This window comes from Curtobacterium sp. VKM Ac-2887 (assembly GCF_015350935.1).
In the GTDB taxonomy this organism is placed as follows: Bacteria; Actinomycetota; Actinomycetes; order Actinomycetales; family Microbacteriaceae; genus Curtobacterium.
Genome location: NZ_JADKSB010000008.1, coordinates 37293 through 59319 on the forward strand (window position 1 = coordinate 37293; position 22027 = coordinate 59319).

20 protein-coding genes and 1 tRNA gene are annotated in these 22027 nt (G+C 70.9%); 17 read left to right on the forward strand and 4 right to left on the reverse strand.

Going from position 1 to position 22027, the window contains the following annotated elements; all coding sequences use genetic code 11:
* Window positions 1–63: 63 nt before the first annotated feature.
* Complete coding sequence (locus ITJ69_RS10750; protein WP_194672752.1) at window positions 64–1020, reverse strand: metallophosphoesterase; 957 nt, start codon at window positions 1018–1020, stop codon at window positions 64–66.
* Window positions 1017–3581, reverse strand: a complete 2565-nt coding sequence (locus tag ITJ69_RS10755) for a transglycosylase domain-containing protein (protein ID WP_194672753.1) — start codon at window positions 3579–3581, stop codon at window positions 1017–1019. The genes ITJ69_RS10750 and ITJ69_RS10755 overlap by 4 nt, the downstream gene beginning before the upstream one ends.
* Window positions 3582–3631: 50 nt before the next feature.
* On the opposite strand from ITJ69_RS10755, the gene ITJ69_RS10760 reads away from it, so the two are divergent.
* Window positions 3632–3790 (forward strand): DUF4177 domain-containing protein, encoded by a 159-nt coding sequence (locus tag ITJ69_RS10760; RefSeq protein ID WP_194672754.1) that lies wholly within the window; start codon window positions 3632–3634, stop codon window positions 3788–3790.
* The gene (locus tag ITJ69_RS10765; RefSeq protein ID WP_194672755.1) at window positions 3787–4248 is read left to right on the forward strand and encodes a RidA family protein; all 462 of its coding nucleotides are present in this window, start codon (window positions 3787–3789) and stop codon (window positions 4246–4248) included. The genes ITJ69_RS10760 and ITJ69_RS10765 overlap by 4 nt, the downstream gene beginning before the upstream one ends.
* Before the next feature lie 69 nt (window positions 4249–4317).
* On the opposite strand, the gene acs is transcribed toward ITJ69_RS10765, so the two are convergent.
* Window positions 4318–6279 carry an acetate--CoA ligase gene (acs, locus tag ITJ69_RS10770; protein ID WP_194672756.1) on the reverse strand — a complete coding sequence of 654 codons (1962 nt, stop codon included), beginning with the start codon at window positions 6277–6279 and terminating at the stop codon, window positions 4318–4320.
* A gap of 680 nt (window positions 6280–6959) precedes the next feature.
* Between acs and ITJ69_RS10775 the strand changes: the two genes are divergently transcribed.
* The 12 genes from ITJ69_RS10775 to ITJ69_RS10830 all read left to right on the forward strand — a co-directional run bounded on the left by ITJ69_RS10775 (window position 6960) and on the right by ITJ69_RS10830 (window position 16982).
* Complete coding sequence (locus tag ITJ69_RS10775; RefSeq protein ID WP_228505414.1) at window positions 6960–8036, forward strand: CpaF family protein; 1077 nt, start codon at window positions 6960–6962, stop codon at window positions 8034–8036.
* Entirely contained in the window at window positions 8033–8896 is an 864-nt protein-coding gene (locus tag ITJ69_RS10780) for a type II secretion system F family protein (RefSeq protein WP_323743084.1), read from the forward strand. Before ITJ69_RS10775 ends, ITJ69_RS10780 begins: the two co-directional genes overlap by 4 nt.
* Window positions 8897–8980: 84 nt before the next feature.
* Window positions 8981–9193 carry a DUF4244 domain-containing protein gene (locus ITJ69_RS10785; protein ID WP_159573157.1) on the forward strand — a complete coding sequence of 71 codons (213 nt, stop codon included), beginning with the start codon at window positions 8981–8983 and terminating at the stop codon, window positions 9191–9193.
* Window positions 9177–9539, forward strand: coding sequence for a TadE family type IV pilus minor pilin (locus tag ITJ69_RS10790; RefSeq protein WP_194646365.1), 363 nt, complete (start codon window positions 9177–9179; stop codon window positions 9537–9539). The genes ITJ69_RS10785 and ITJ69_RS10790 overlap by 17 nt, the downstream gene beginning before the upstream one ends.
* 16 nt (window positions 9540–9555) lie before the next feature.
* Entirely contained in the window at window positions 9556–10005 is a 450-nt protein-coding gene (locus tag ITJ69_RS10795) for a hypothetical protein (RefSeq protein WP_194672757.1), read from the forward strand.
* Entirely contained in the window at window positions 9981–12788 is a 2808-nt protein-coding gene (topA, locus tag ITJ69_RS10800) for a type I DNA topoisomerase (RefSeq protein ID WP_194646363.1), read from the forward strand. Before ITJ69_RS10795 ends, topA begins: the two co-directional genes overlap by 25 nt.
* The gene (tmk, locus tag ITJ69_RS10805) at window positions 12785–13420 is read left to right on the forward strand and encodes a dTMP kinase (RefSeq protein WP_159573160.1); all 636 of its coding nucleotides are present in this window, start codon (window positions 12785–12787) and stop codon (window positions 13418–13420) included. The genes topA and tmk overlap by 4 nt, the downstream gene beginning before the upstream one ends.
* A gap of 61 nt (window positions 13421–13481) precedes the next feature.
* Window positions 13482–14624 carry a DNA polymerase III subunit delta' gene (locus tag ITJ69_RS10810; RefSeq protein ID WP_194646362.1) on the forward strand — a complete coding sequence of 381 codons (1143 nt, stop codon included), beginning with the start codon at window positions 13482–13484 and terminating at the stop codon, window positions 14622–14624.
* Between the two features lie 48 nt (window positions 14625–14672).
* Window positions 14673–15308 carry a TetR/AcrR family transcriptional regulator gene (locus tag ITJ69_RS10815; RefSeq protein ID WP_159573162.1) on the forward strand — a complete coding sequence of 212 codons (636 nt, stop codon included), beginning with the start codon at window positions 14673–14675 and terminating at the stop codon, window positions 15306–15308.
* A 46-nt stretch (window positions 15309–15354) separates the two neighbouring features.
* A tRNA-Thr gene (locus ITJ69_RS10820) sits at window positions 15355–15427 on the forward strand.
* A gap of 194 nt (window positions 15428–15621) precedes the next feature.
* Window positions 15622–16428, forward strand: coding sequence for a glycoside hydrolase family 16 protein (locus ITJ69_RS10825; RefSeq protein WP_194672758.1), 807 nt, complete (start codon window positions 15622–15624; stop codon window positions 16426–16428).
* 113 nt (window positions 16429–16541) lie between these two features.
* Window positions 16542–16982, forward strand: coding sequence for a BLUF domain-containing protein (locus ITJ69_RS10830; RefSeq protein ID WP_123338900.1), 441 nt, complete (start codon window positions 16542–16544; stop codon window positions 16980–16982).
* Between the two features lie 15 nt (window positions 16983–16997).
* On the opposite strand, the gene ITJ69_RS10835 is transcribed toward ITJ69_RS10830, so the two are convergent.
* Window positions 16998–18665: an HAD family acid phosphatase gene (locus ITJ69_RS10835; RefSeq protein ID WP_194672759.1), complete on the reverse strand. Its 1668-nt coding sequence runs from the start codon at window positions 18663–18665 to the stop codon at window positions 16998–17000.
* A gap of 129 nt (window positions 18666–18794) precedes the next feature.
* On the opposite strand from ITJ69_RS10835, the gene ITJ69_RS10840 reads away from it, so the two are divergent.
* The 3 genes from ITJ69_RS10840 to ITJ69_RS10850 all read left to right on the forward strand — a co-directional run bounded on the left by ITJ69_RS10840 (window position 18795) and on the right by ITJ69_RS10850 (window position 22016).
* Entirely contained in the window at window positions 18795–19790 is a 996-nt protein-coding gene (locus tag ITJ69_RS10840; RefSeq protein ID WP_159573046.1) for a Gfo/Idh/MocA family protein, read from the forward strand.
* 73 nt (window positions 19791–19863) lie between these two features.
* Window positions 19864–21372, forward strand: coding sequence for a D-alanyl-D-alanine carboxypeptidase/D-alanyl-D-alanine-endopeptidase (gene dacB / locus ITJ69_RS10845; protein ID WP_228505416.1), 1509 nt, complete (start codon window positions 19864–19866; stop codon window positions 21370–21372).
* Window positions 21373–21395: 23 nt separating this feature from the next.
* Entirely contained in the window at window positions 21396–22016 is a 621-nt protein-coding gene (locus tag ITJ69_RS10850; protein ID WP_131845653.1) for an isochorismatase family protein, read from the forward strand.
* The last annotated feature ends 11 nt before the right edge of the window (window positions 22017–22027 follow it).

The following is a 22027-nucleotide window of genomic DNA, read 5'->3' on the forward strand; positions in this document are numbered from 1 at the left end:
GACAATACTATCCGATGATCCAGGGTGCTCACGACCATCCGGCGAACTCCCGGGCGCGTCGGCTCAGGAAGCCCGTGCAGTCAGGGTGACGACGACGGCTTCGGGCCGGCAGGCGAACCGCACCGGCGCGTAGATCGAGGTGCCGAGACCGGCCGAGACCTCGAGCCACGACCAGTGGTTCCGGTGCTCCCACTTGTGCAGTCCGCTGACGTACCGGCGGGGCAGGTCGCTGTTCGTGACGAGCGCACCGACGCCGGGCACCTGGATCTGGCCGCCGTGGGTGTGCCCGGCGAAGATGACGTCGGCGCCCTGGGTGACGAAGGCGTCGAGCACACGGCGGTAGGGCGCGTGCGTGACACCGATCGCGACGGGAGTGGGGCCGTCCTCGTCCTCTGACCAGGGCACCTCGCCGCGCATCTCGTCGACGTTCGTGGGGAGCAGGTCGAGGCGGTCCCAGTCGCGGTGGGCGTCCGAGGTGCCGAACAGCTCGAAGCGCGAGCCGCGGAGCTCGACGGCGTGGGCGTGGTCGTTCAGGTCGAGCCAACCGAGGGACTCGAAGAACGCCGTCTGCCGGTCGATGTCGAGTTCGACGGGCTTCGCTCCGCCGTGCATCCGGCTCGGACCGGAGAAGTACTGCAGCGGGTTGCGCGGCGACGGCCCGAAGAAGTCGTTCGACCCGTACGCGAAGACGCCGGGGACGCCGCGGAACGGCTCCAGCGCGTACTCCACGGCCGCGTTCGCCGTAGGGTGCCCGAGGTTGTCGCCGGTGTTGACGATGAAGTCCGGCTCGACCAGGGACAGGTCGCGCAGCCACTGCTGCTTGTCGGCCTGCCACGGGGCCATGTGGATGTCGGACAGGTGCAGGACGGTCACGTCACGTGACCCCGGCGGGAGGACCGGGACGGTCTCCCACCGGATCCCGAAGCGTCGGCGTTCGACCAGGGAACCCCAGGCGAACGAGGCGGCGCCGACGGCCGCTCCGGCTGCGAGGACCCCGAGGGCGGCGCGACCGCGCGTCACTTGCACTCCTTCGGCGCCTTGCCGTCCTTGTCGCCGTAGAGCTTGATCCGCACGTCGGTGTTCTTGTCGGCTGCGGCTCCGATCGCCGGGTCGACGGCTGCGACCTTGCAGGTCTTGTTGCCACCGCCCTTGGCGTAGTCGTCCGTCACGGCGACGTTGCCGAAACCGGCGTCGTTGAGGGCGGAGCGGGCATCACCGAGCGAGTCCCCACCGATCTCGGGAACGGTCCCCTGCGAGCCGTCCGACGTGTACACGGTGACGGCGGAACCCGACGACAGGAGCGAGCCCGCTGCCGGCGAGGTCGTCGTCACGGAGCCCGCCGCGCCGCCCCCGGTCTGCTGCCCGCCGTCGACGTACGAGAAACCGGCGCCGGAGATGGCGGCGCGGGCCTCGTCGGCGCTCTTGCCGCGGACGTCCGGGAGCGCCTTGGCGTTGCCGCGGAGCGCGGACGTGTTCGGGTCCGTGAACGGTCCCGCGGGGTAGACCGCGTTGATCGGGGTCATCGCCTGCCTCCACACGTCCGCACGGACGCCGGCGTAGGTGCCGTTCACGCCGTTGCTGTAGTGACGGAGGTTGTTGAGCTTGCCGTCGGTGTTGCCCTGCCAGTACGCCGTGGCGACGCGCGAGCTCGACCCGACGAGCCAGATCTGGTTCGCGGTGTCGGTCGTGCCGGTCTTCGCGAACAGCTGCGTGCCGTCCGGCGTCTGCGCCCCGCGTGCGGTTCCGCTGGTGATCGTGCCCTTCATGGCGTAGACGGCTGCGTGTGCGACCTCGGGGTCGATCGCCTGCTTGCAGTCCTTGGTCTGGCCGCCGAGCTGCTTGCCGGACGGCGCGGTGATCTGGTCGATGGCGATCGGCTTGCAGTAGATCCCGTTGTTGGCGACGGCAGCGTAGGCCGCGGCCATCGTCATCGGGGCGATGTCGTTGGTCCCGAGGACCGCGGACGGGTTGTACTGCAGCTCGCCGCCGTCGGCACGGTGCACGCCGAGGGACTCCGCGGTGTCGCGGATGTCGCAGAGGTCGAGCTTCTGCGCCATGTTCAGGAACGCGAGGTTGATCGACCCGGCGGTCGCAGCGGCGACGGTGTAGTTGCCGCTCTCGCCGGGGCTGTCGTTCTTCGGGTTGTAGTTGCCGGCCGTGATGGGTGCGCCACAAGCGGTCCACCCCGTCGACATGTTGCGTGGAGCGCCGCTCACGACCTCGTTCAGACCGTGGCCGGCCTTGAGCCATGCGAGCAGGGTGAAGAGCTTGTACGTCGAGCCGGTCTGGAACCCGCCGGAGTTGCCGTACTTGTAGTCCACGCTGTAGTTGATGGACGTCGACGTCGGGGCGGACTTCAGGGACTGGTCGTAGTCCTTGTTCTGCGCCATCGTCACGATGCGGCCGGAGCCGGCCTCGATCGAGTTGAGCGTCGCACCGAGCGCGAGGTTGGTCTCGGCCTTGTTGTCGTAGGTGTTGACGAGCTGCTTCTGCTCGGCGTTGAGGTCGATGTTCAGCGACGTCTGGACCTTGTAGCCGCCGTTCCGCCACGCGGTGTCGCGCGCCTTCTGCGACGAGCCGAGCTGGGACATCTCCTTCACGACCTTGACGGCGTAGTCGCAGAAGAACTGCGAACCGTCGCCGACAGATGCCCGGCAGCCCTGCGACGGCTCGGTCAGGTGGACGTAGTCCTTCGGGCTCGCCGCGATGGCCTGGTCGTACTCGGCCTTCGTCAGGTTCTCCTGCGCGTACATCGACTTGAGGATGACGTTGCGCCGGGCGACGTTCGCCTCGTACTTCTTCGGGTTCGACAGGTTGCGTGCCTCGGGGTACTGCACGATGGCCATGAGCGAGGCGGCCTCGGCCGGGGTCAGCTTCGTCGCGCTCTTGTTGTAGTAGTGCTGCGCGGCGGCCTGCACACCGTAGGTCTGGTCGCCGAAGTACGCGATGTTCAGGTAGGCGGTGAGGATCTCCTTCTTGGAGTACTTCTTCGCCAGCCCGATCGCGAGCTTCATCTCCTCGAGCTTGCGGGGGATGGTCTGCTCGACGGCCTCGTTGTAGGCCTTCTGCTGTTCCTTCTTGGTGGGGAGGTTCAGCGCTTCGTTCATCTTGATGTTGCGCACGAGCTGCATGGTCAACGTCGACCCACCGCCCGACTCGCCGAGCCCGCCGGCGACACTGCCGACGCCCGCGCGGATGAGCGAGGTCATGTCGACGCCACCGTGGCTGTAGAAGCGCTTGTCCTCGCCGTCGATGGCGGCGTTCTTCAGCTGCTCGCTGATCTGGTCGAACTTCAGTTCCTGCCGGTTCTGGTCGTAGACGGTCGCGAAGTGCACCGACTTGCCGCCCGAGTACGCGTACAGCTCGTTGCGCTGCGGCAGGTCACCGATCTCGATGTACTCCGGCAGGGACTCGAACACACCGATCGTCGACGTCGTCGTGACACCGGCGACCGCGATGGCCGGGGTGACCCCGATCGTGACCAGCAGGCCGGCGAGGGCACTGAACCCGACGAATCCGATGAAGGCGCCGACTGCTGAGACGGGCTTGGTCCGCGAGGCAGACGTCTTCTGGGCAGACATAGGATGCAGCCTAAACGACACCCACGACTGAAAGGCTGGCAAGGAACCGCATGACTCGCTGGGAGTACTTCACCACGCCCCTGATGATCCACAACACCACCGCCATCCTCAACAACTACGGGGACGAGGGCTGGGAGCTGGTCCAGATCGTCAGCGGCCCCGAGGGTGGGCTCGTCGCGTACCTCAAGCGCCCGAAGGCCGACGCATGAGCATCGCGGACCGCCTCGCCGAGCTGGGGCTGACCCTCCCGCCGGTCGCCGCCCCCGTCGCGGCGTACGTCCCCGCGGTCGTCACCGGCCACTACGTCTACACGGCCGGGCAACTGCCGTTCGTCGACGGCGCGCTGCCCGTCACCGGCAAGGTCGGGGCGTCGGTCGACGCCGAGACCGCCACCGCGCAGGCCCGCGTGGCAGCGCTCAACGCACTCGCCGCCGTCGAGTCGGTCGCCGGCTCGCTCGACCGCGTCGCCCGTGTCGTCAAGGTCACCGTGTTCGTCGCCTCGGAGCCGTCCTTCACGGGCCAGCCCGGGGTCGCGAACGGCGCCTCCACGCTGGTCGGCGAGGTCTTCGGCGACGCCGGCGTCCACGCGCGCAGCGCGGTGGGCGTGGCGGTGCTCCCGCTGGGCGCTCCTGTCGAGGTCGAGCTGGTGGTGGAGCTCACCGCCTGACGGCAGCGACCGACGGAACGAACGTGAGCAGGGCCTCCAGTCCGAGACGGACGGGAGGCCCTGCTTCCGTTACCGGGACTCCATGAGTTCCGCGATGGTCGCCATGATCGTCGGGTCGGCCAGCGTCGTCGTGTCGCCGATGCGGCGGCCCTCGGCCGCGTCGCGGAGCAGGCGCCGCATGATCTTGCCGGAGCGCGTCTTCGGCAGCTCGGGGACGATGACCACCTGGCGGGGCTTCGCGATCGCACCGATGCGCTTGCCCACCCAGTTGCGGAGTTCGGTCGACGCCGATTCGCGGTCGACGTCGGCGGCGGCTTCGGCGGTCAGGATGACGTACGCGACGACCGCCTGTCCGGTCGTCTCGTCGGCGGCCCCGACGACGGCGGCCTCGGCGACGCCCTCGTGCCCGACCAGTGCGGACTCGATCTCGGCCGTCGACAGGCGGTGGCCCGAGACGTTCATGACGTCGTCGACGCGGCCCTGGATCCAGATGTCGCCCTGGCCGTCGAGCCGTGCACCGTCGCCGGCGAAGTACCGGCCGGGGAACCGCGACCAGTACGTCTCGACGAAGCGGTCCGGGTCGCCCCAGATGCCGCGCGCCATCGACGGCCACGGTTCCGTGATCGTGAGGTAGCCGCTCTCGCCGGGATCGGCGCGGTTGCCGTCGTCGTCGACGATCTCGGCGACGATGCCGGGCAGCGGCGTCTGCGCGGCACCGGGCTTGAGCTTCGTGACGCCGGGCAGGGCGGAGATCATGATCGCGCCGGTCTCGGTCTGCCACCACGTGTCGACGATGGGCGTGCGGTCGTGGCCGATGACCTGGCGGTACCAGTTCCACGCCTCGGGGTTGATCGGTTCGCCGACGCTGCCGAGAAGACGGAGGGTCTCGAGACTGCGGGCCTCGGGGATCTCACGGCCGGCCTTCATCGCCGCACGGACCGCCGTCGGCGCGGTGTACAGGACGGTGACGCCGTAGGAGTCGACGATGTCCCACCAGCGGCCGGGCTTCGGCTCGTCGGGCGTGCCCTCGTAGAGCACCTGCGTCACGCCGTTCGCCAGGGGGCCGTAGACGACGTACGAGTGCCCGGTGATCCAGCCGATGTCGGCGGTGCACCAGTAGACGTCCTTCTCCGGGTGCATGTCGAACACGTTCTTGTGCGTGTACGCGGCCTGGGTCAGGTACCCGCCGGAGGTGTGCACGATCCCCTTCGGCTTCCCGGTCGTGCCCGAGGTGTACAGGATGAAGAGCGGGGTCTCGGCGGGGAACGCCTGCGGCTCGTGGGTGGCGTCCGCCTTCGCCAGTTCGTCGTGCCACCACAGGTCGCGGTCGTTCCAGGCGATCTCGTTGCCGCCGCGCTTGACGACCAGGACGTGCTCGACGCTGTCGGTGCCCTCGCCCTCGAGTGCCTCGTCGACCGCGGGCTTGAGCGCGGAGACCGCGCCGCGCCGCCAACCGCCGTCGGCCGTGACGACGAGCTTCGCGCCGGCGTCCTCGATGCGCGCACGGAGACTCTCGGCGCTGAACCCGCCGAACACGACGGAGTGCACGGCGCCGATGCGGGCGACGGCGAGCATCGTCACGACGGCCTCGGGGATGAGCGGCAGGTAGACGACGACGCGGTCGCCCTGCCCGACACCGAGGTCGGTGAGCATGTTCGCGGCGCGCTGCACGTCGGCGGTGAGTTCGGCGTAGGTGATGCGGCGGGTGTCGCCGGGTGCGCCCTCGAAGTGGATCGCCACCCGGTCGCCGTTGCCCGCGCGGACGTGCCGGTCGAGGCAGTTCTCGGCCACGTTGAGCGTGCCGTCGGCGAACCACTTCGCGAACGGGGCGCCGGACCAGTCGAGGGTCTGCGTGAACGGGGTGCGCCAGTCGAGCAGGCTGCGGGACTGCTCGGCCCAGAAGGCCTCGCGGTCGGCGGCGGCGGCCTCGTGCAGGTCCTCGTGCGCGACGGCGTCGGCGACGAACTCGGGTGTCGGCGGGAAGGTGGCGCCGTCGTCCTCGCGGTGGTCGGTCTGGGTCGGAGTGGACATCGATGTCCTTTCGCGTCGTTGCGTCCTCAGGGTGCGCCACGGAGACTACCCCTCGGCCGGTGCGCTGCGTGGTTCCGTGACCAGCGGCGGCCCGGGTGCGGGCCAGCCGGGCCGCGACGGTGGGGCCGGCGGTGTCCTCGTCGCGGCGGCACGTCGGGCGGGGTCGGCTGTCCCGGTCGCGGCGGCACGCCCGGCGGTCGTGTCGGGGGTTGCCCCGAGGGGCGGATCGTGGGGTACAGTAGTTCCTGCTGGACTCGTTTCCGGCGGCACCGAATCGGATTCCCCCCAATCCTTCGGTGTCCAGGCGGCACCAGTTCCCCCCAACCGGTGCCGCCTCTTCTTTTGTCCGGGTCCGGCTCGAGCGGTCAGCGCTCGCCGACCGCCGACGATCGGCGGCGATCCGCACGGGGAAGCCGGTCGAGTGGACAGACCGGTACATGCTCACGCATGGAACGGTCGGCGGGCTCGTAGCAATTGCTACTCCGTCTCGGCGCCCGCGATCGACGGGACCTGCTCGTGTGGTCTGCCGTCGCGCCGTGTCGGGCACTCCTCACTGAGTGGGGTACGGCTTTCCGTTTCGGGGGACAAATCGGTCCGTTGGTGCCATCGGCGCTTACCTCTCCACAGGCTGGTTGTGGCACCGGATGCCGAAAACGGCTCTCCTCCTACGCTCTGGCGTCATGCGCCGTCACCGTGCCACGCCGTCCCTGCCCGGGTCCGGGCCCTTCCTGCCGGGGGCCGGGCCGTCCCTGCCCGGGGCGGGGGCTCTTCCGCCGGGGGCTCGTCCGCCGGGGGCTGCCGCTGCCGCCCTTCGGCGCCGGACGCACGGTGTCGTCGAGTTCGAGGAACTCGCCGGGCTCGTGACGGACGCCCGGGTCACCGACGTCCTGGTCGTCGGCGGCGTCGGCACCTGGATCGACCGTGGTGGCGGACTCGAAACCGCCGCGCCGCGCCTGACCGAGACGCGCACCCGCGAGCTCGCCACGCGCCTGGTGGCGCTCGGCGGACGCCACGTCGACGAGACCACGCCGTGCGCCGACGTCCGCCACGGCGACGGGATCCGGGTGCACGTCGTGCTCGCCCCGGTCTCGGTGGGCGGCACGGCGATCTCGATCCGGCTCCCACACCCCGCCCGGCCGACCCTCGCCGCGCTCGAGCGCGCCGGCACCTTCGAGCACGTGCCGCGTTCCGTCGTCGAGGACGCCGTGCACCGGCGCCGCAACGTCCTCGTCACCGGCGCAACCGGCAGCGGCAAGACCACCCTGCTCGCCGCGATGCTCGGCGCCGTCCCGGCCGACGAGCGGATCGTCACGGTCGAGGACGTCGCCGAGCTGCGCATCGCCCATCCGCACGTGGTCGCACTCGAAGCGCGGCAGGCGAACGCCGAGGGCGTCGGCGCGCTCGGCCTCGACCGGCTCGTGCGTGAGGCCCTGCGGATGCGCCCGGACCGGATCGTCGTGGGGGAGTGCCGCGGTGCCGAGGTCCGCGAGCTCGTGTCCGCGCTGAACACGGGCCACGACGGGGGCGCCGGCACCGTGCACGCCAACGGTGTCGCGGACGTCGCCGCTCGGCTCGAGGCGCTCGGCGCCCTCGCCGGGCTCGGCGTCGAGGCGCTGGCCCGACAAGCGGTCAGCGCGTTCGACCTGGTGCTCCACGTCGAGCGTCGGGCAGGCGGACGACGGCTCGTCGCGGTGGGCGCGTTCCACGTCGGGTCGGACGGGAGGCTCGTGGTGCGCCCGGTGGACGGAGCACCGTGAGCACGGGGTCGCTCCTGGGGCGTCGGGCCCGGCGTCCTGTGCGGTTCGACCCGGCGCGCGTGGCCGGCACCCTCGACCGGGTCGCGACGCTCGTCGCCGCCGGGGTCCCGCCGCCGCGGGCCTGGGAACTCGTCGGCCGGCTCCCCGCAGGGACCGCTCCCGCGTCCGCGGACATCGCCGTCGTCCTGCGGGTCGCGGACCGGACCGGCGCCCCCGTCGCCGAGACGCTCGGGGCCCTCGCCGGAGCGCTCCGCCGATCGGCAGCGTCGGACCGGGCGATCCGGGTCGCCCTCGCCGGCCCGCGCACCAGCGCCCGCGTCGTCCTGGCGCTGCCGTTGTTCGGCCTCGGACTCGGGGCCACGTGGGGCTCCGGAGCGGTGCAGGTCCTCACGAGCTCACCGCTCGGCTGGGTCTGCTCGGCGCTCGCTGCCGTGCTCGTCCTGTCCGGGCGTGCCTGGACCGCGCGGCTCGTCCGGTCGGCGACGCCGGACGGACGCGTGCCCGGAATCGTCCTCGACGCCTGGGCGGTGGCCGTCGCGGGCGGCGGTTCGTGGATCGACGCCGGCGAGGCGGTCCGTCGTGCCGCCGACGGGATCGTCCCGCCGGCTGCCGACGTGGTCCGCCTCCGCGAGGTCCTCGACCTGGCCAGGCGAGCGGGCGTGCCCGCGGCGGGACTGCTGCGCCGCGCCGCCGAGGACGTCCGTGACGACGCTGCTGCCGCAGGCCTCACCGCGGCCGAGCGCCTGGCCGTCCGACTGGTGCTGCCGCTCGGTGTCTGCATCCTGCCCGCGTTCGTGCTCGTCGGGGTGGTCCCCGTCGTGGTCGGCGTCCTCTCCTCCACCGTCGTCGGTGCGCGATGACCTCTCCACAGATGCCGATCGAGGCCCTGATCGCCCGGTCGCCACGCGCCACGCTGGGATGACCGCAACAGAAGGGACGAACCCATGAGCACCACCTCGAACCGAATCCGTCGGGCCAACCGCGTCGTCGAGCGGCTCCGCGCCGTCGCACAGGACGACCAGGGGTCCGCGACCGCCGAGTACGCGGTCGTCATCCTCGCCGCCGTGGCGTTCGCCGGCGTGCTCGTCGCCGTCATGCGCTCGGGCGAGGTGCAGACCATCCTCACCGAGCTCGTCCGCGGTGCCCTCTCGCTGTGACCACGAGCGGCGCTCCGACCGGGGCTCCGACCGGGGATCGGTCACGGTCGAGTTCGCGGTCGTGCTGCCCGCCGTCGCGCTCGTCCTCACCCTGCTCGTCGCGGCCGTGCTGGTCGTCGACGGACAGGGACGCCTCCAGTCGGCCGCCGCGGCGGCTGCGCGGGGCGTCGGGCGTGGGGACGACGCCGTCGGACTCGCCGCCGCCGAGCAGATCGCGCCGGGATCCTCCGTCACGATCCGGCGTACCGACGACCTGGTCTGCGTCGACGCCACGCGCGGCGGCACCGGTCCGTTCTCGGCGCTGCCGCTCCGGGCGACGGCGTGTGCTGCGGCCGGGGGACGCTGACCCCGAGCGCGGTTCGGTGACCGTGCTCGTCGCCGCCGTCCTCGGCGTCGGGGTGCTCGTCGCGTCGTCGGCGCTCGCCGCCGCCGGACACCGCACGCAGGCGATCCGGGCGGGGGACGCCGCTGACGCCGCCGCGACCTCGGCCGCTGCGACGTCCATCGGACTCCTGACGGGGTCGCCGTGCGACGTCGCCGAGCGGGTCGCACGGGCGAACGGCTCGACCCTCGTGGCCTGCGACCTCGCTGCCGCGACGGCCCGGGTGCGGGTGGTCGTCGGCTCCGGACCGTTCGCCGTCGGCGCATCCGCGGTCGCCGGTCCGGCGGACGACCACCCCGACCACGGTGTGTATGGTGTGCCTGTCGGCCACCGGTCACCGATGTCCCGGGCGACCCGGACACGCTCGTGTCCAGGGCCGACCAGCACCACGGATCAAGGAGACACGTGCCAGGCACGAAGAAGCTCGTGATCGTCGAGAGCCCTGCGAAGGCGAAGACGATCGCGCAATACCTCGGTGACGGATACGAAGTCCAGGCCTCGGTCGGACACATCCGCGACCTCGTCGAGCCCAAGAACCTGCCGGCCGAGCTCAAGAAGGGCTCCCTCGGCAAGTTCTCGGTGGACGTCGACAACGGCTTCGAGCCGTACTACGTCGTGTCCGACGCCAAGAAGAAGACGGTCGCCGAGCTCAAGCGTGCGCTCAAGGATGCCGACGAGCTCTACCTCGCAACAGATGAAGACCGCGAGGGTGAAGCGATCGCCTGGCACCTGCTCCAGGTCCTCAAGCCGAAGGTCCCCGTCAAGCGGATGGTCTTCCACGAGATCACGAAGGAGGCGATCCAGCGTGCGCAGGAGGCCACCCGTGAGCTCGACACCGCCCTCGTCGACGCGCAGGAGACCCGCCGCATCCTCGACCGCCTCTACGGGTACGAGGTCTCGCCGGTCCTGTGGCGCAAGGTCGCTCCCGGCCTCTCCGCCGGTCGCGTGCAGTCCGCCGCGACCCGGCTCGTGGTCGACCGCGAACGCGAGCGTCTCGCCTTCGTCTCGGCCAACTACTGGGACCTCTCCGCTCGGTTCGAGAAGGCGGGGGAGTCCTCCTTCTCGGCGCGACTCGCCCGGATCCAGGGCACCCGCGTCGCCTCGGGGCGCGACTTCGACGACCGCGGTGCGCTCAGCGGTGACGTCGTGCGTCTGGACGAGGCCGCAGCCGCCTCGCTGACCACCGTGCTCGAGCGCGCCGGGGACGCCACCGTCCGCAGCGTCGACTCGAAGCCGTACACCCGCCGTCCGGCTGCACCGTTCACCACGTCGACCCTGCAGCAGGAGGCAGCGCGCAAGCTGCGTCTGTCGCCGCGGCAGACGGCGCGTGCGGCGCAGACGCTGTACGAGAACGGGTACATCACCTACATCCGTACCGACTCGGTCTCGCTCTCGAAGCAGGCGATCGACGCGGCCCGCAAGCAGGCGGCCGACCTGTACGGCGCCGCGACCGTGCCGGACAAGCCCCGTCTGTACGCGAGCAAGAGCAAGAACGCGCAAGAGGCGCACGAGGCGATCCGTCCCTCGGGCGACACCTTCCGCACCCCGCAGGAGCTCCAGGGCACGCTCACCGGTGTCGAGTGGCGGCTCTACGACCTCATCTGGAAGCGCACCGTCGCCTCCCAGATGGCGGACGCCAAGGGGTCGACCGCATCGATCGTGCTCGGCATCGCATCGACCGAGTCGGTCGAGGGCATCACGTCGACCGCGAACGGCACGGACGCCGAGTTCACCGCGTCCGGCACCGTCATCACCTTCCGCGGGTTCCTCAGCGCCTACGAAGAAGGCCGCGACGAGGACCGCCACGAGTCGAGCGAGCGTGCCGGTCAGGACGTCGCGCTGCCCGACGTCAAGCAGGGCGAGCACCTCGAGGTGCACGACGTGCTGGCGAAGGGGCACGACACGACGCCGCCGCCGCGCTTCACCGAGGCCAGCCTCATCAAGACGCTGGAAGAGCTCGGGATCGGGCGTCCGTCGACCTACCCGACGATCAGCCCGACGATCATCGACCGCGGCTACGTGTCCCTGCGCGGCACCCAGCTCGTGCCGAACTGGATCGCGTTCAGCGTGGTCCGGCTGCTCGAGGAGTACTTCGGCGAACTGGTGGAGTACGACTTCACCGCCGAGATGGAAGAGGACCTCGACCGGATCGCCCGCGGCGACGCCGACCGGGTCGACTGGCTCAAGGGCTTCTACTTCGGTGGCGGCGACGACGACCAGCGTGGCCTGCGGACCGTCATCGACAACCTCGGTGAGATCGACGCGCGTGAGATCAACTCGGTCGAGCTCGCACCGGGCCTCACCCTGCGGATCGGTCGCTACGGCCCCTACATCGAGGTGCCGAGCGACGACCCGGAGAAGCCGCGTCGCGTCAACGTCCCCGAGGACCTGGCACCCGACGAGCTGACCGTCGAGAAGGCCAAGGAACTCGTCGACGCCCCCGTCATCGGCGACCGCGTCGTGGGCATCAACCCGGACACGGGCAAGGAGGTCCTGGCGAAGGACGGCCGCTTCGGTCCCTACGTCACGGAGCGCACTCCGGAGCCCGAGCCCACCGTCGACCCGAAGACCGGCGAGGTCGTCGACGCCGCAGCCGCCGCCCCGGAGCCCGCAGCGGCCGAGGCCCCCGCCGAGACGACGACCGGCAAGAAGGCCCCGGCGAAGAAGGCCCCGGCGAAGAAGACGACGAAGAAGGCCGCGGCGCCCAAGGAACGGACCGCCTCGCTCTTCAAGTCGATGGACCCGGCGACCGTCGACCTCGAGACCGCGCTGAAGCTCCTCGACCTGCCCCGAGTGGTCGGACAGGACCCGGAGACCGGCAACGACATCACCGCGCAGAACGGTCGCTACGGCCCGTACTTGAAGAAGGGGACGGACACCCGGACGCTCCCGGGCGAGGACGCGATCTTCGACATCGACCTCCCCGGTGCACTCGAGATCTTCTCGCAGCCGAAGTACGGCGGCAACCGTGCCGCGAGCTCCGCGCTCAAGGAGTTCGAGGCGGACCCCGTGTCCGGCAAGCCGATCAAGATGAAGGACGGCCGGTTCGGCCCCTACGTCACCGACGGCGAGACGAACGCGACGATCCCGAAGGGCGAGGACGTCGAGGCGGTAGACCACGCCCGTGCGGTCCAGCTCATCGCGGACAAGCGCGCCAAGGGCCCCGTCAAGAAGAAGACGCCGGCCCGACGGGCACCGGCGAAGAAGAAGTGACCGGACGGTTCATCACGCTCGAGGGCGGCGACGGCGCGGGCAAGACGACCCAGGCCGAGCTGCTCTCGGCGTGGCTCGTCGAGCACGGCCGCACGGTTCTGCGCACCCGCGAGCCCGGCGGCACCGACCTGGGTCTCCGGATCCGTGAGATCGTGCTGCACGAGCGCGGGCACGTGTCGCCCCGCGCCGAGGCGCTGTTGTACGCGGCAGACCGGGCACACCACGTCGAGACAGTGGTTCGTCCCGCGATCGCCCGTGACGAGGTCGTGCTGCAGGACCGGTACATCGACTCGTCGGTCGCCTACCAGGGCGTCGCGCGCGGTCTGGGCTCCGAGCACATCCGCTCGGTGTCGGAATGGGCGGCGGACGGCCTGGCGCCGGACCTGACGATCCTGCTCGACCTCGACGTGACGGTCGGACGCGCCCGGGTCGCCGCGGCCCGTGGTGACACGTTCGACCGCCTGGAGTCCGAGGCCGAGGCGTTCCACGAGTCGGTGCGACGAGCGTTCCTGGACATGGCGGCGGCCGAACCCGACCGCTTCCTGGTGGTCGACGCCGGCGGCTCCACCGAGGACGTGCAGCGTGCGATCCGTGCCGCGGTCGCCCCACTCGTCGCGATCGACCCGGCATGACCGTGGTCGCCCGCGTGACGGTGGTCGCCCGCGTGACGGTGGTCGCTGACAGGATGGTCCCGTGAGCGTGTGGGACGGCCTGACCGGGCAGGAAGAAGCAGTCGCCTCCCTCCGGAACGCTGCGGAGTCGACCGACGGCACCGGCGGCATGACGCACTCGTGGCTGATCACGGGTCCCCCCGGGTCCGGACGGTCGAACGTGGCGACGGCGTTCGCGGCGGCCCTCGTGGGCAACGGTCCCGATGACGACCACACCCTGCAGCAGATCACCGCGAAGACCCACCCCGACGTGTCGGTCCTGACGACGCAGCGCGTGATCATCACCATCGACGAGATCCGGCAGCTCGTGACGTCGTCGTACTACTCACCCTCGGTCGGGCGGTACCGCATCGTCATCATCGAGGACGCCGACCGCATGACGGAACGCACCTCGAACCTGCTGCTCAAGGCGCTCGAAGAACCTCCTGAGCGCACGGTCTGGATCCTCTGCGCCCCGAGTGAAGCGGACCTGCTGCCCACCATCCGCTCGCGCGTCCGCTCTGTCCGCCTCCGGGTCCCCGGGATCGAGTCCGTCGCCGACCTGCTCGTCGCCCGCACCGGCATCGACCGTGCCCTCGCGATGGACGCAGCGCGGCAGGCACAGAGCCACATCGGCATGGCGCAACGCCTGGCGACGAGTGCGGACGCCCGCGATCGTCGCCGCCGCACCCTGACGACGGTGCTCGGCGTCCGGAGCGTCGGCGACGCCGTGATGGCCGCTGCCGACCTGCTCGCCGTCGCCGACGAAGACGCCAAGGCCATCACCCAGCAGCGCGACTCCGAGGAGCGCGACGCCGCACTGCGATCGCTCGGCATCGAACCCGGCGGCACGATCCCACCGGCCCTCCGCTCGCAGCTCCGGCTGCTGGAGGACGACCAGAAGCGCCGTGCGACCCGCAGCCTGCGCGACGGTCTCGACCGCATCCTGGTCGACGTGTCCTCGCTGTACCGCGACCTGCTCCTGCTCGGTCTCGGTGCCCCGGCGGAACCCGTCAACCTGGCGATGCGCGACCACCTCGACCAGGCCCTGCAGTCGGTCACGCCGGCCGCGGCGCTCGAGGTGCTCGACGCGATCGCCCTCGCCCGGCAGCGGATCGCCGCGAACGTGGCGGCGTTGCTCGCGCTCGAGGCGCTGCTCGTCACGATCGCCCGCGTCCGGCACTGACCGTGACGGACTCTCCCCGCGGCGAGTGGGGCATGGGACAATCACGGCATGCCCGACGCTGAACCCGGCCTGCGCGAACGGAAACGCCGCGCCACCCGCCGCGCCATCCAGGCGGCGGCGCTCCGCATCGCGATCGAGGACGGCCTCGGAGCGGTCACCGTGGACGAGATCTCGCGTCGAGCCGACGTCTCACCCCGCACGTTCTTCAACTACTTCCCGAGCAAGGAACAGGCGATCCTCGGGGACGACCCGGAGCTGCCCGACGACGCCGCGCTGCAGGAGTTCGTCGACGGCGGACCGGACGGCGACCTGCTGTCGGACCTCGGTGCACTGCTCGTGCACTCGACGCAGGAGCTCATCGAGGAACGTGGACTCATCGAGGAACGACAGCAGGTGCTCCGGGCGAACCCCGAGCTGTTCAGCCGGCGCATGGAGTCGATGAAGGAGTTCCAGGCCGAGATCCAGGCGGCGGTCACCCGGCGGCTCGAACGCGAGGACCCCGAGCTCGCTGCGGACCCCGATGCGCTCCGCCGTCGGGCGCGCCTGGCGTCGATCGTGGCGCTCGGTGCGCTCCGGCACGCTTGGTGGGAGTGGTCCGGGTCCGAGGCCGGTTCGCACCTGGTCGACGAGCTCCGCAGGTCCTTCGCCGAGCTCGGCGTGCTCGTTTCGCGTTCACTCGTCTGAGCCTGTATAGTCATTGATCGTGCCGCTCCGGGTTCGGAGCGAGCGCGCCGCCTTAGCTCAGTCGGTAGAGCGATTCACTCGTAATGAATAGGTCGTCGGTTCGATTCCGACAGGCGGCTCAGCACACATCCCCGGTCACGGACCTGCATCAGGTCCTGACCGGGGATTTTTCTGTTGGCGGAAAGCCGCACGCTTCGGCTGCAGGACAGACAGGGGCACGGGGCCCGGGATAGCGTGACGACGTCGCGGGGCTCCCTGCGGCGCAAGAACCACATCGCCCAGCCACCTCCGGCGGACGATCGATGGAGGCACCGTGCTCACCCGTGTGACGATGATCGTCCTCGTGGGTGCGGCGGCAGCGGCACTCGCCGTGAGCGCCGCCGCAGTTCCCGAATCCAGCCGCTCGGCGGCAGCCGCCGCGTCGCAGGGGCAGGGCGCGAACGCGACGCCACTGCGCGCGGACGGCCCGGCCGTGCGCTCCGACCCGACGATCGGCCGGGTGCCGACCTTCTCGGTCGACTTCGACACACCGGCAGCGGCGAACGGACCGTTCGCTGCGACCTACGCGCAGTCGTGGCAGCCGTACCCGGACGGCACCGGTGGACGGTACTGGTCGGGTTCGCAGGTCAGCGCGCACGACGGGTACATGGACGTCGCCCTGGACGGCGAGCACGGTGCGGCTGGCACCTTCGGCACCCCGGAGGATGCCTGGTCCCACGTGGGCGGGACGTTCAGCATCCGAGCGCGCGCGACCGGCGGCGCCGACAACGGCGTCGCGGTCATGCTGTGGCCGACGTCGGACGACTGGGGCGACGGCGAGGTCAACTTCCCCGAGGGCAACTTCGACAGCACGCCCCGCGTGTTCCACCATTCGATGGTCCCCGGTCACGAGAAGCGGTTCGACCACTACAACACCCGCGTGTCCTGGAGCTCGTGGCACACGTACACGATGGAGTGGATCCCGGGCCGAGCGGTCAACTACTACCTCGACGGCGAGCTGGTGTACACGGTCGCCCGGAACGTCCCGTCGTCCCCGCACCGCTACATGTTCCAGGTCGGCAACTGGGGTGACCCGGGCCACCTCGAGATCGACTGGGTCCGCACGTACGATCCTCGGTGACGGGTGCGGATCACCGCACGTTCTTCCCCGTTCTGGGGATTCCCGGAAGCGACGTCCATCGGCCACGATCGAGACCGAGCCCACTCCGCGCGTCGAAAGGTCGTCAGGTCGTCATGCTGTTGTCCCTCCTCTACATGAGTGCCGCTGACGAGCCCTTCGACCAGGAACGGCTGGACGCGCTGCTCGAGCACGCCAGGTCACGCAACGCCGCGTCCGGCCTGTCCGGTCTGCTCGTCTACAAGGACGGCCGCTTCATGCAGCTGTTGGAGGGCCCGGAGGACGCCGTGCTCGAGACCTACCAGCGCATCATCGACGACCCTCGCCACACCGACGTCGGCCTGCTCGTCGAGGAGCGCATCCACACGCCGCGCTTCGGCGAGTGGACGATGGCGTTCGACCGCGACGCGGAGACGCCGCTGCCGGACGGGTTCGACGCGTTCCTGGTCGACGGCGACAGCAGTGCGGACACGAGCAAGGCCCGCGCCCTGCTGCGGTGGTTCCGCAACCACCCGCTGGCGGCGCCGGACGCGGCGCTCGGCAAGCACCGCCGCTGAGGGCGTGTGTCGGCCTCAGGGCAGGTAGTACGTCGGGTTCGGCAGCTTGACGCTGCGGTCCGCCGAGCCCCCGAGCAGGTCGCTGTACTGGTCGCCGAAGTTCGCGACCACGTCGTACCGGCCGCCCGATCGTGACTCGATGTGCGCCCGGGTCTGCGACTTGTACTCGACGGTGGTGCACTTCGCCGTGGCGCAGGTGATGTACGACGGCTGCTGCGACGCCCCGACCCCGGTCCACTTCGTGTAGTACGTCTCGGTGCCGCGCGTCGTCGCCGAGAACTGCGGGTAGCCGACGCGCTGCAGGTTGTCGATGGTGGCCTTCTCCTGATCGGCGTTCCGGCCGGTCAGCCCGATGACCGTGCAGCCGGAACGCTGTGCGATCGACACGAGCGAGGTCATCGACGGGGTCGCGGGGAACCGTTCGTCCTGCACCCACTCGTCCTGCAGCGCGGGGTCGAAGACGAAGTGCATGTCCGCGACCTCCATGTCGTACGTCCACAGGGTGGTGTCGTCGGCGTCGAGCACGATCGCGGGGTTGCGGTGCAGCTTGCGGCCGACGGCGCACTGGGCGGCGACGACGGGGGCCTGCCGCCGGACGAGGGACCGCATCTCGCGGATGTACGGGGAGTCGGTGCGGTTCGCCAGGCCGGTGCCGGGGTCGCCGTAGTACGTGGCGATGGTCTTCTTGACGGAGTCGATGTTCGGGATGCCCTCACCGGACTGCGTCGCACCGGAGGAGCCGTCGGCCGCCATCGTGAACTGCGTCCGTGGGGACAGCCGGGGCTCGGAGACGCCGGGCAGGTCGGCCGAGGGCAGGGAGTAGGTGGGGTTCGGTAGCTTGAGGGACCGCTCGGCGTACCCGCCCTGCAGGTCGCTCCACTGGTCGCCGATGTTCAGCGTGATGTCGTAGCCGAGGTCCTGCTCGATGTGCTTGCGGGTCAGGGCCTTGTACTCGACGGTCGTGCAGCTCGCGGCGGCGCAGGTCACGTACGACGGCTGCTGCGAGGCGCCCTTGCCGGTCCACTTCGTGAAGAAGTGGTCCTCGGTGAAGGCGGTGTAGCCGACCTTCGACAGGTTCTGCACGGTCGCGGTCTTCTGGTCGTCGTTCCGGCCGGTCAGTCCGAAGACGGTGAAGCCCATCGCGGCGGCGCGGTTGACGAAGCCGACCATGGACGGGGTGGCGGCGAAGCGTTCGTCCTGCACCCACTCGTCCTGCCGTGCGGGGTCGAAGACGAAGTGCATGTCCGCGACCTCCATGTCGTACGTCCACAGGGTGGTGTCGTCGGCGTCGAGGACGATCGCGGGCTTCTCGCCGTGCTGGACGGCACGGTCGTGGATGCGCTGCAGCGACGCTCCCTGGCGGGCGACGATCGATCGCATCTCGCGGATGTAGGGGGAGTCGGTCCGGTTCGCCAGGCCCGTGCCGGGGTCGCCGTAGTAGGTGGCGATGGTCTTCTTGACGGAGTCGATGTTCGGGATGCCCTCGCCGCCCTGCGTCGCACCGGACGTGCCGTCGGCAGTCATCGTGAAGTGCGTCCGCGGCGTCAGGCCGGCGTCGGCCGAGTGCCCCGGTCCGTGTCCTGGGTCGCCCCACCCGTGTGCGCTGGCCGGACCGCCGACGAGGGTGGACGTGAGGACGATCGCGGCGCTGGTGGCGACGACGGAGAGGACGGAACGGCGCATGGAGGACCTGCACACCTTCGACTCGGGGAGGAGTGACCCCCGGATGGGGGATCTCGCAGCACGTTAGCTGGCAATCACCCGTGGAGTCCATACCAAAGTGCTGCGGCCAGTCCTGGTAGACATGGCCCCATGACGGTTCGCTGGGGAGTCATCGGCACGGGCGGCATCGCCCGGTCCTTCGTCGGCGACTGCGTCGCCGCGGGCATCGAGTTTACGGCGGTCGGCAGCCGCACCCGCGACGGTGCCGAGGCGTTCGCGGCGGAGTTCGGCATCCCACGGGCGCACGGCTCCTACGAGGACCTCGTCGCCGACGACACGGTCGACGCCGTGTACGTCGCGACCCCGCACGTCCGGCACGCCGAGGACGCCCTGCTCGCGATCCGCGCCGGCAAGCACGTCCTCGTCGAGAAGGCCTTCACGATGACGGCGGCCGAGGCGCGGACCGTGGTCGATGCCGCCCGTCGAGCCGGTGTCGCGGTGACCGAGGCGATGTGGACCCGGTTCCTGCCGCAGATGGCGATGATCCGCGAGGTCCTGGCCGAGGGGCGCATCGGCCGGCCGGTGCTCGTCGAGGCGACGCACCACCAGGCCCTGCCCACCGACCCGTCGCACCGGCTGCGCGATCCGGCCCTCGGCGGTGGAGCCCTGCTGGACCTGGGCGTGTACCCGGTGTCGTTCGCGGTGGACGTGCTCGGTGTGCCCACCTCGCTCGTCGCGGCCGGCACGCTGAGCGAGCAGGGCGTCGACACGCAGATGGGCATGGTCCTGACGCACGAGGGCGGCGCGCAGTCGATGGTGCACTTCGGGATGGACCTGCGCAGTCCGAACACCGCCTCGGTCATCGGGGAAGCGGGGCGCATCGACGTCGACTCGACCTGGTACACCCCGACCACCTGGCGGATCCGCGACCGCGACGGTGTCGTGGTCGAGGAGTTCGACGCGCGCGAGGAGCTCGCCGGCTACGGCCACGAGGCGCGCGCGTTCGAGGCGATGGTCACGTCCGGCGTGCACGAGGGCGGTCCGATGGACGCCGAACAGTCGGTCGCGATCATGGCCGTCATGGACGAGGCCCGCCGCCAGGTCGGCGTGCACTACCCCGCGGACGACGCCTCCACAGCGCCCTGATCCGGGTCGCGTCGTCCACATCGGGACGATCCGGCCTGGAGGCTCCTGCCGCAGTTCCGTAGAATCGGTCACGATGTCCGAGCAGCAGCCCACCCCGCCTTCCGTACCGGAGCGTGTCCGCGCCGCCGTCGCAGCCGCGCGCGCCTCCGCCGTGCGCCGCCCGGTGCCCTGGATCGCCGGTGGGCTCGCAGCCCTGCTCGTGATCGGTTCGGGCGGGGCCGTCGCGGTCGCCGCCGCGATGACACCGGACACGGGCACGACGGCCGCGCCGGCGACCACGTCGCGCGCGACCTCGACCCCGAGCCGGTCGACCGCCACCACGAAGCGACCGACGAGCACGCCGACACCCACCCCGGACGCCCGCGCCGTGCCGAGGGACCCGGCCGGCCCGTCCGCGCTGCGCACCTGCTCGATCGCCGGTGCGGCGTCGGCGAGCGGTCTCGGCGCGTTCGAGGGGTACGTCATGGACGCGAAGACCGGCGAGGTCCTGTTCTCGAAGGACGGCGACAAGGCCGCCCAGACCGGCAGCGTCATGAAGACCCTGACGACGGCGACGGCGCTCGCGGTGCTCGGCGGCGACCACCGCATCCCGACCACCGTCACACAGGAGTCCGGCGGGACCATCGCGCTGGTCGGGCACGGCGACGCCACGCTGTCCGCCGGCAACGGCACGGTCTACCCGGGGGCCCCGACGCTCGCGCAGCTCGCCCAGCAGGTCAAGGCGAAGGTCGGCAACACCCCCGTCACCACCATCGTGACCGATGACACGTACTGGAGCGACGCCGACGCGTGGGACCCCACGTGGCCGGTGTCCGAGCGCACCATCGGGTACCAGCCGAAGGTCACGGCGCTCATGGTCGACGGTGACCGGGCGAACCCGGCCGCGGCGACCTCGCCCCGGTCCGAGGACCCGGTCGGCCGTGCGGGCACCGCGTTCCGGACGGCACTGGCGAACGCCGGGGTCGCCGGGGCCGGGTCGGCACAGATCGTCAAGCGCGCCACGACCAGCACGAACACCATCGCGACGGTCTCGTCGCAGCCGGTGTCGACGCTGATCGGGCAGATGATCCCGAACTCGGACAACACCCTCGCCGAGATGCTCGCCCGGGTGTCGTCGAAGGAGTCCGGCTCGAACGGGTCGGCGGCCTCGCTGACCTCGGTGTACCAGTCGGCGCTCGGCTCCTACGGCGTCGACCCGGCCGGCATCGTCATCAAGGACGGCTCGGGCGAGAGCGCCGCCAACGCGGTGTCGCCGAACTTCGTCGCCCACCTCATGGTGCAGGTCGCCGCCGGTGCGAAGGGTCTCGGCACCCTCGCGAACGCCCTGCCCGTGTCGGGCCAGTCCGGCACCCTCGCCAGCCGCTTCACCGGCGCGAACGCCGTCGCCCGCGGCAAGGTGCACGCGAAGACCGGGTGGATCGACAGCGCGAACACCCTCGGCGGGTACATCGACGCCGCGGACGGATCGCGCCTGACCTTCGCGTTCTACGCCATCGGGTCGTCGCGCGCGGCCGCGCTGCCGGCGCTCGACGCGGTGACCGCTGCGGCCTACTCGTGCGGGAGCAAGCTCACCGACTCCTGAGTCACCGGGTGTTGGATGGGCCCATGGCACGGGCTCTCCTCATCGTCGACGTCCAGAACGACTTCACCGAGGGCGGTGCGCTCGGTGTCACCGGGGGCGCGGCCCTCGCGGAACGGATCAGCGCGTTCCTCGGCCGGCACGCCGAGGAGTACGACCTGATCGTCGGCTCCCGCGACTGGCACCACGGCGACGACGACAACGGCGGACACTTCGCCGGACCCGAGGGCCCCGACTTCGTCGACACGTGGCCCGTGCACTGCGTGGCCGGCACACCGGGCGCCGAGTACCACCCGGAGCTCGACACCGAGCCGATCGACGTCGACGTCTTCAAGGGCCAGGGCACGCCGGACTACTCGGCGTTCCAGGCCCGGACCGAGTCGGGCGTGCCGTTGCCGGAGATCCTGACCGAGCACCGGGTGCACTCCGTCGACATCGTCGGCATCGCCACCGACCACTGCGTCCGGGCCTCGGCCCTCGACGCCCGCGCTGCCGGCATCGACGTCGCGGTCTACGAGGACCTGGTGGCCGGCGTCGACGACGAGCGCAGCGCCCGCGCGCTCGACGACATCCGAGCGGCCGGCGGGCACGTCGACCGCAGCGACATGGACGAGGGGCTCGCGAACCCCGGAGGAGCACAGCTGTGACCGAGACCAGC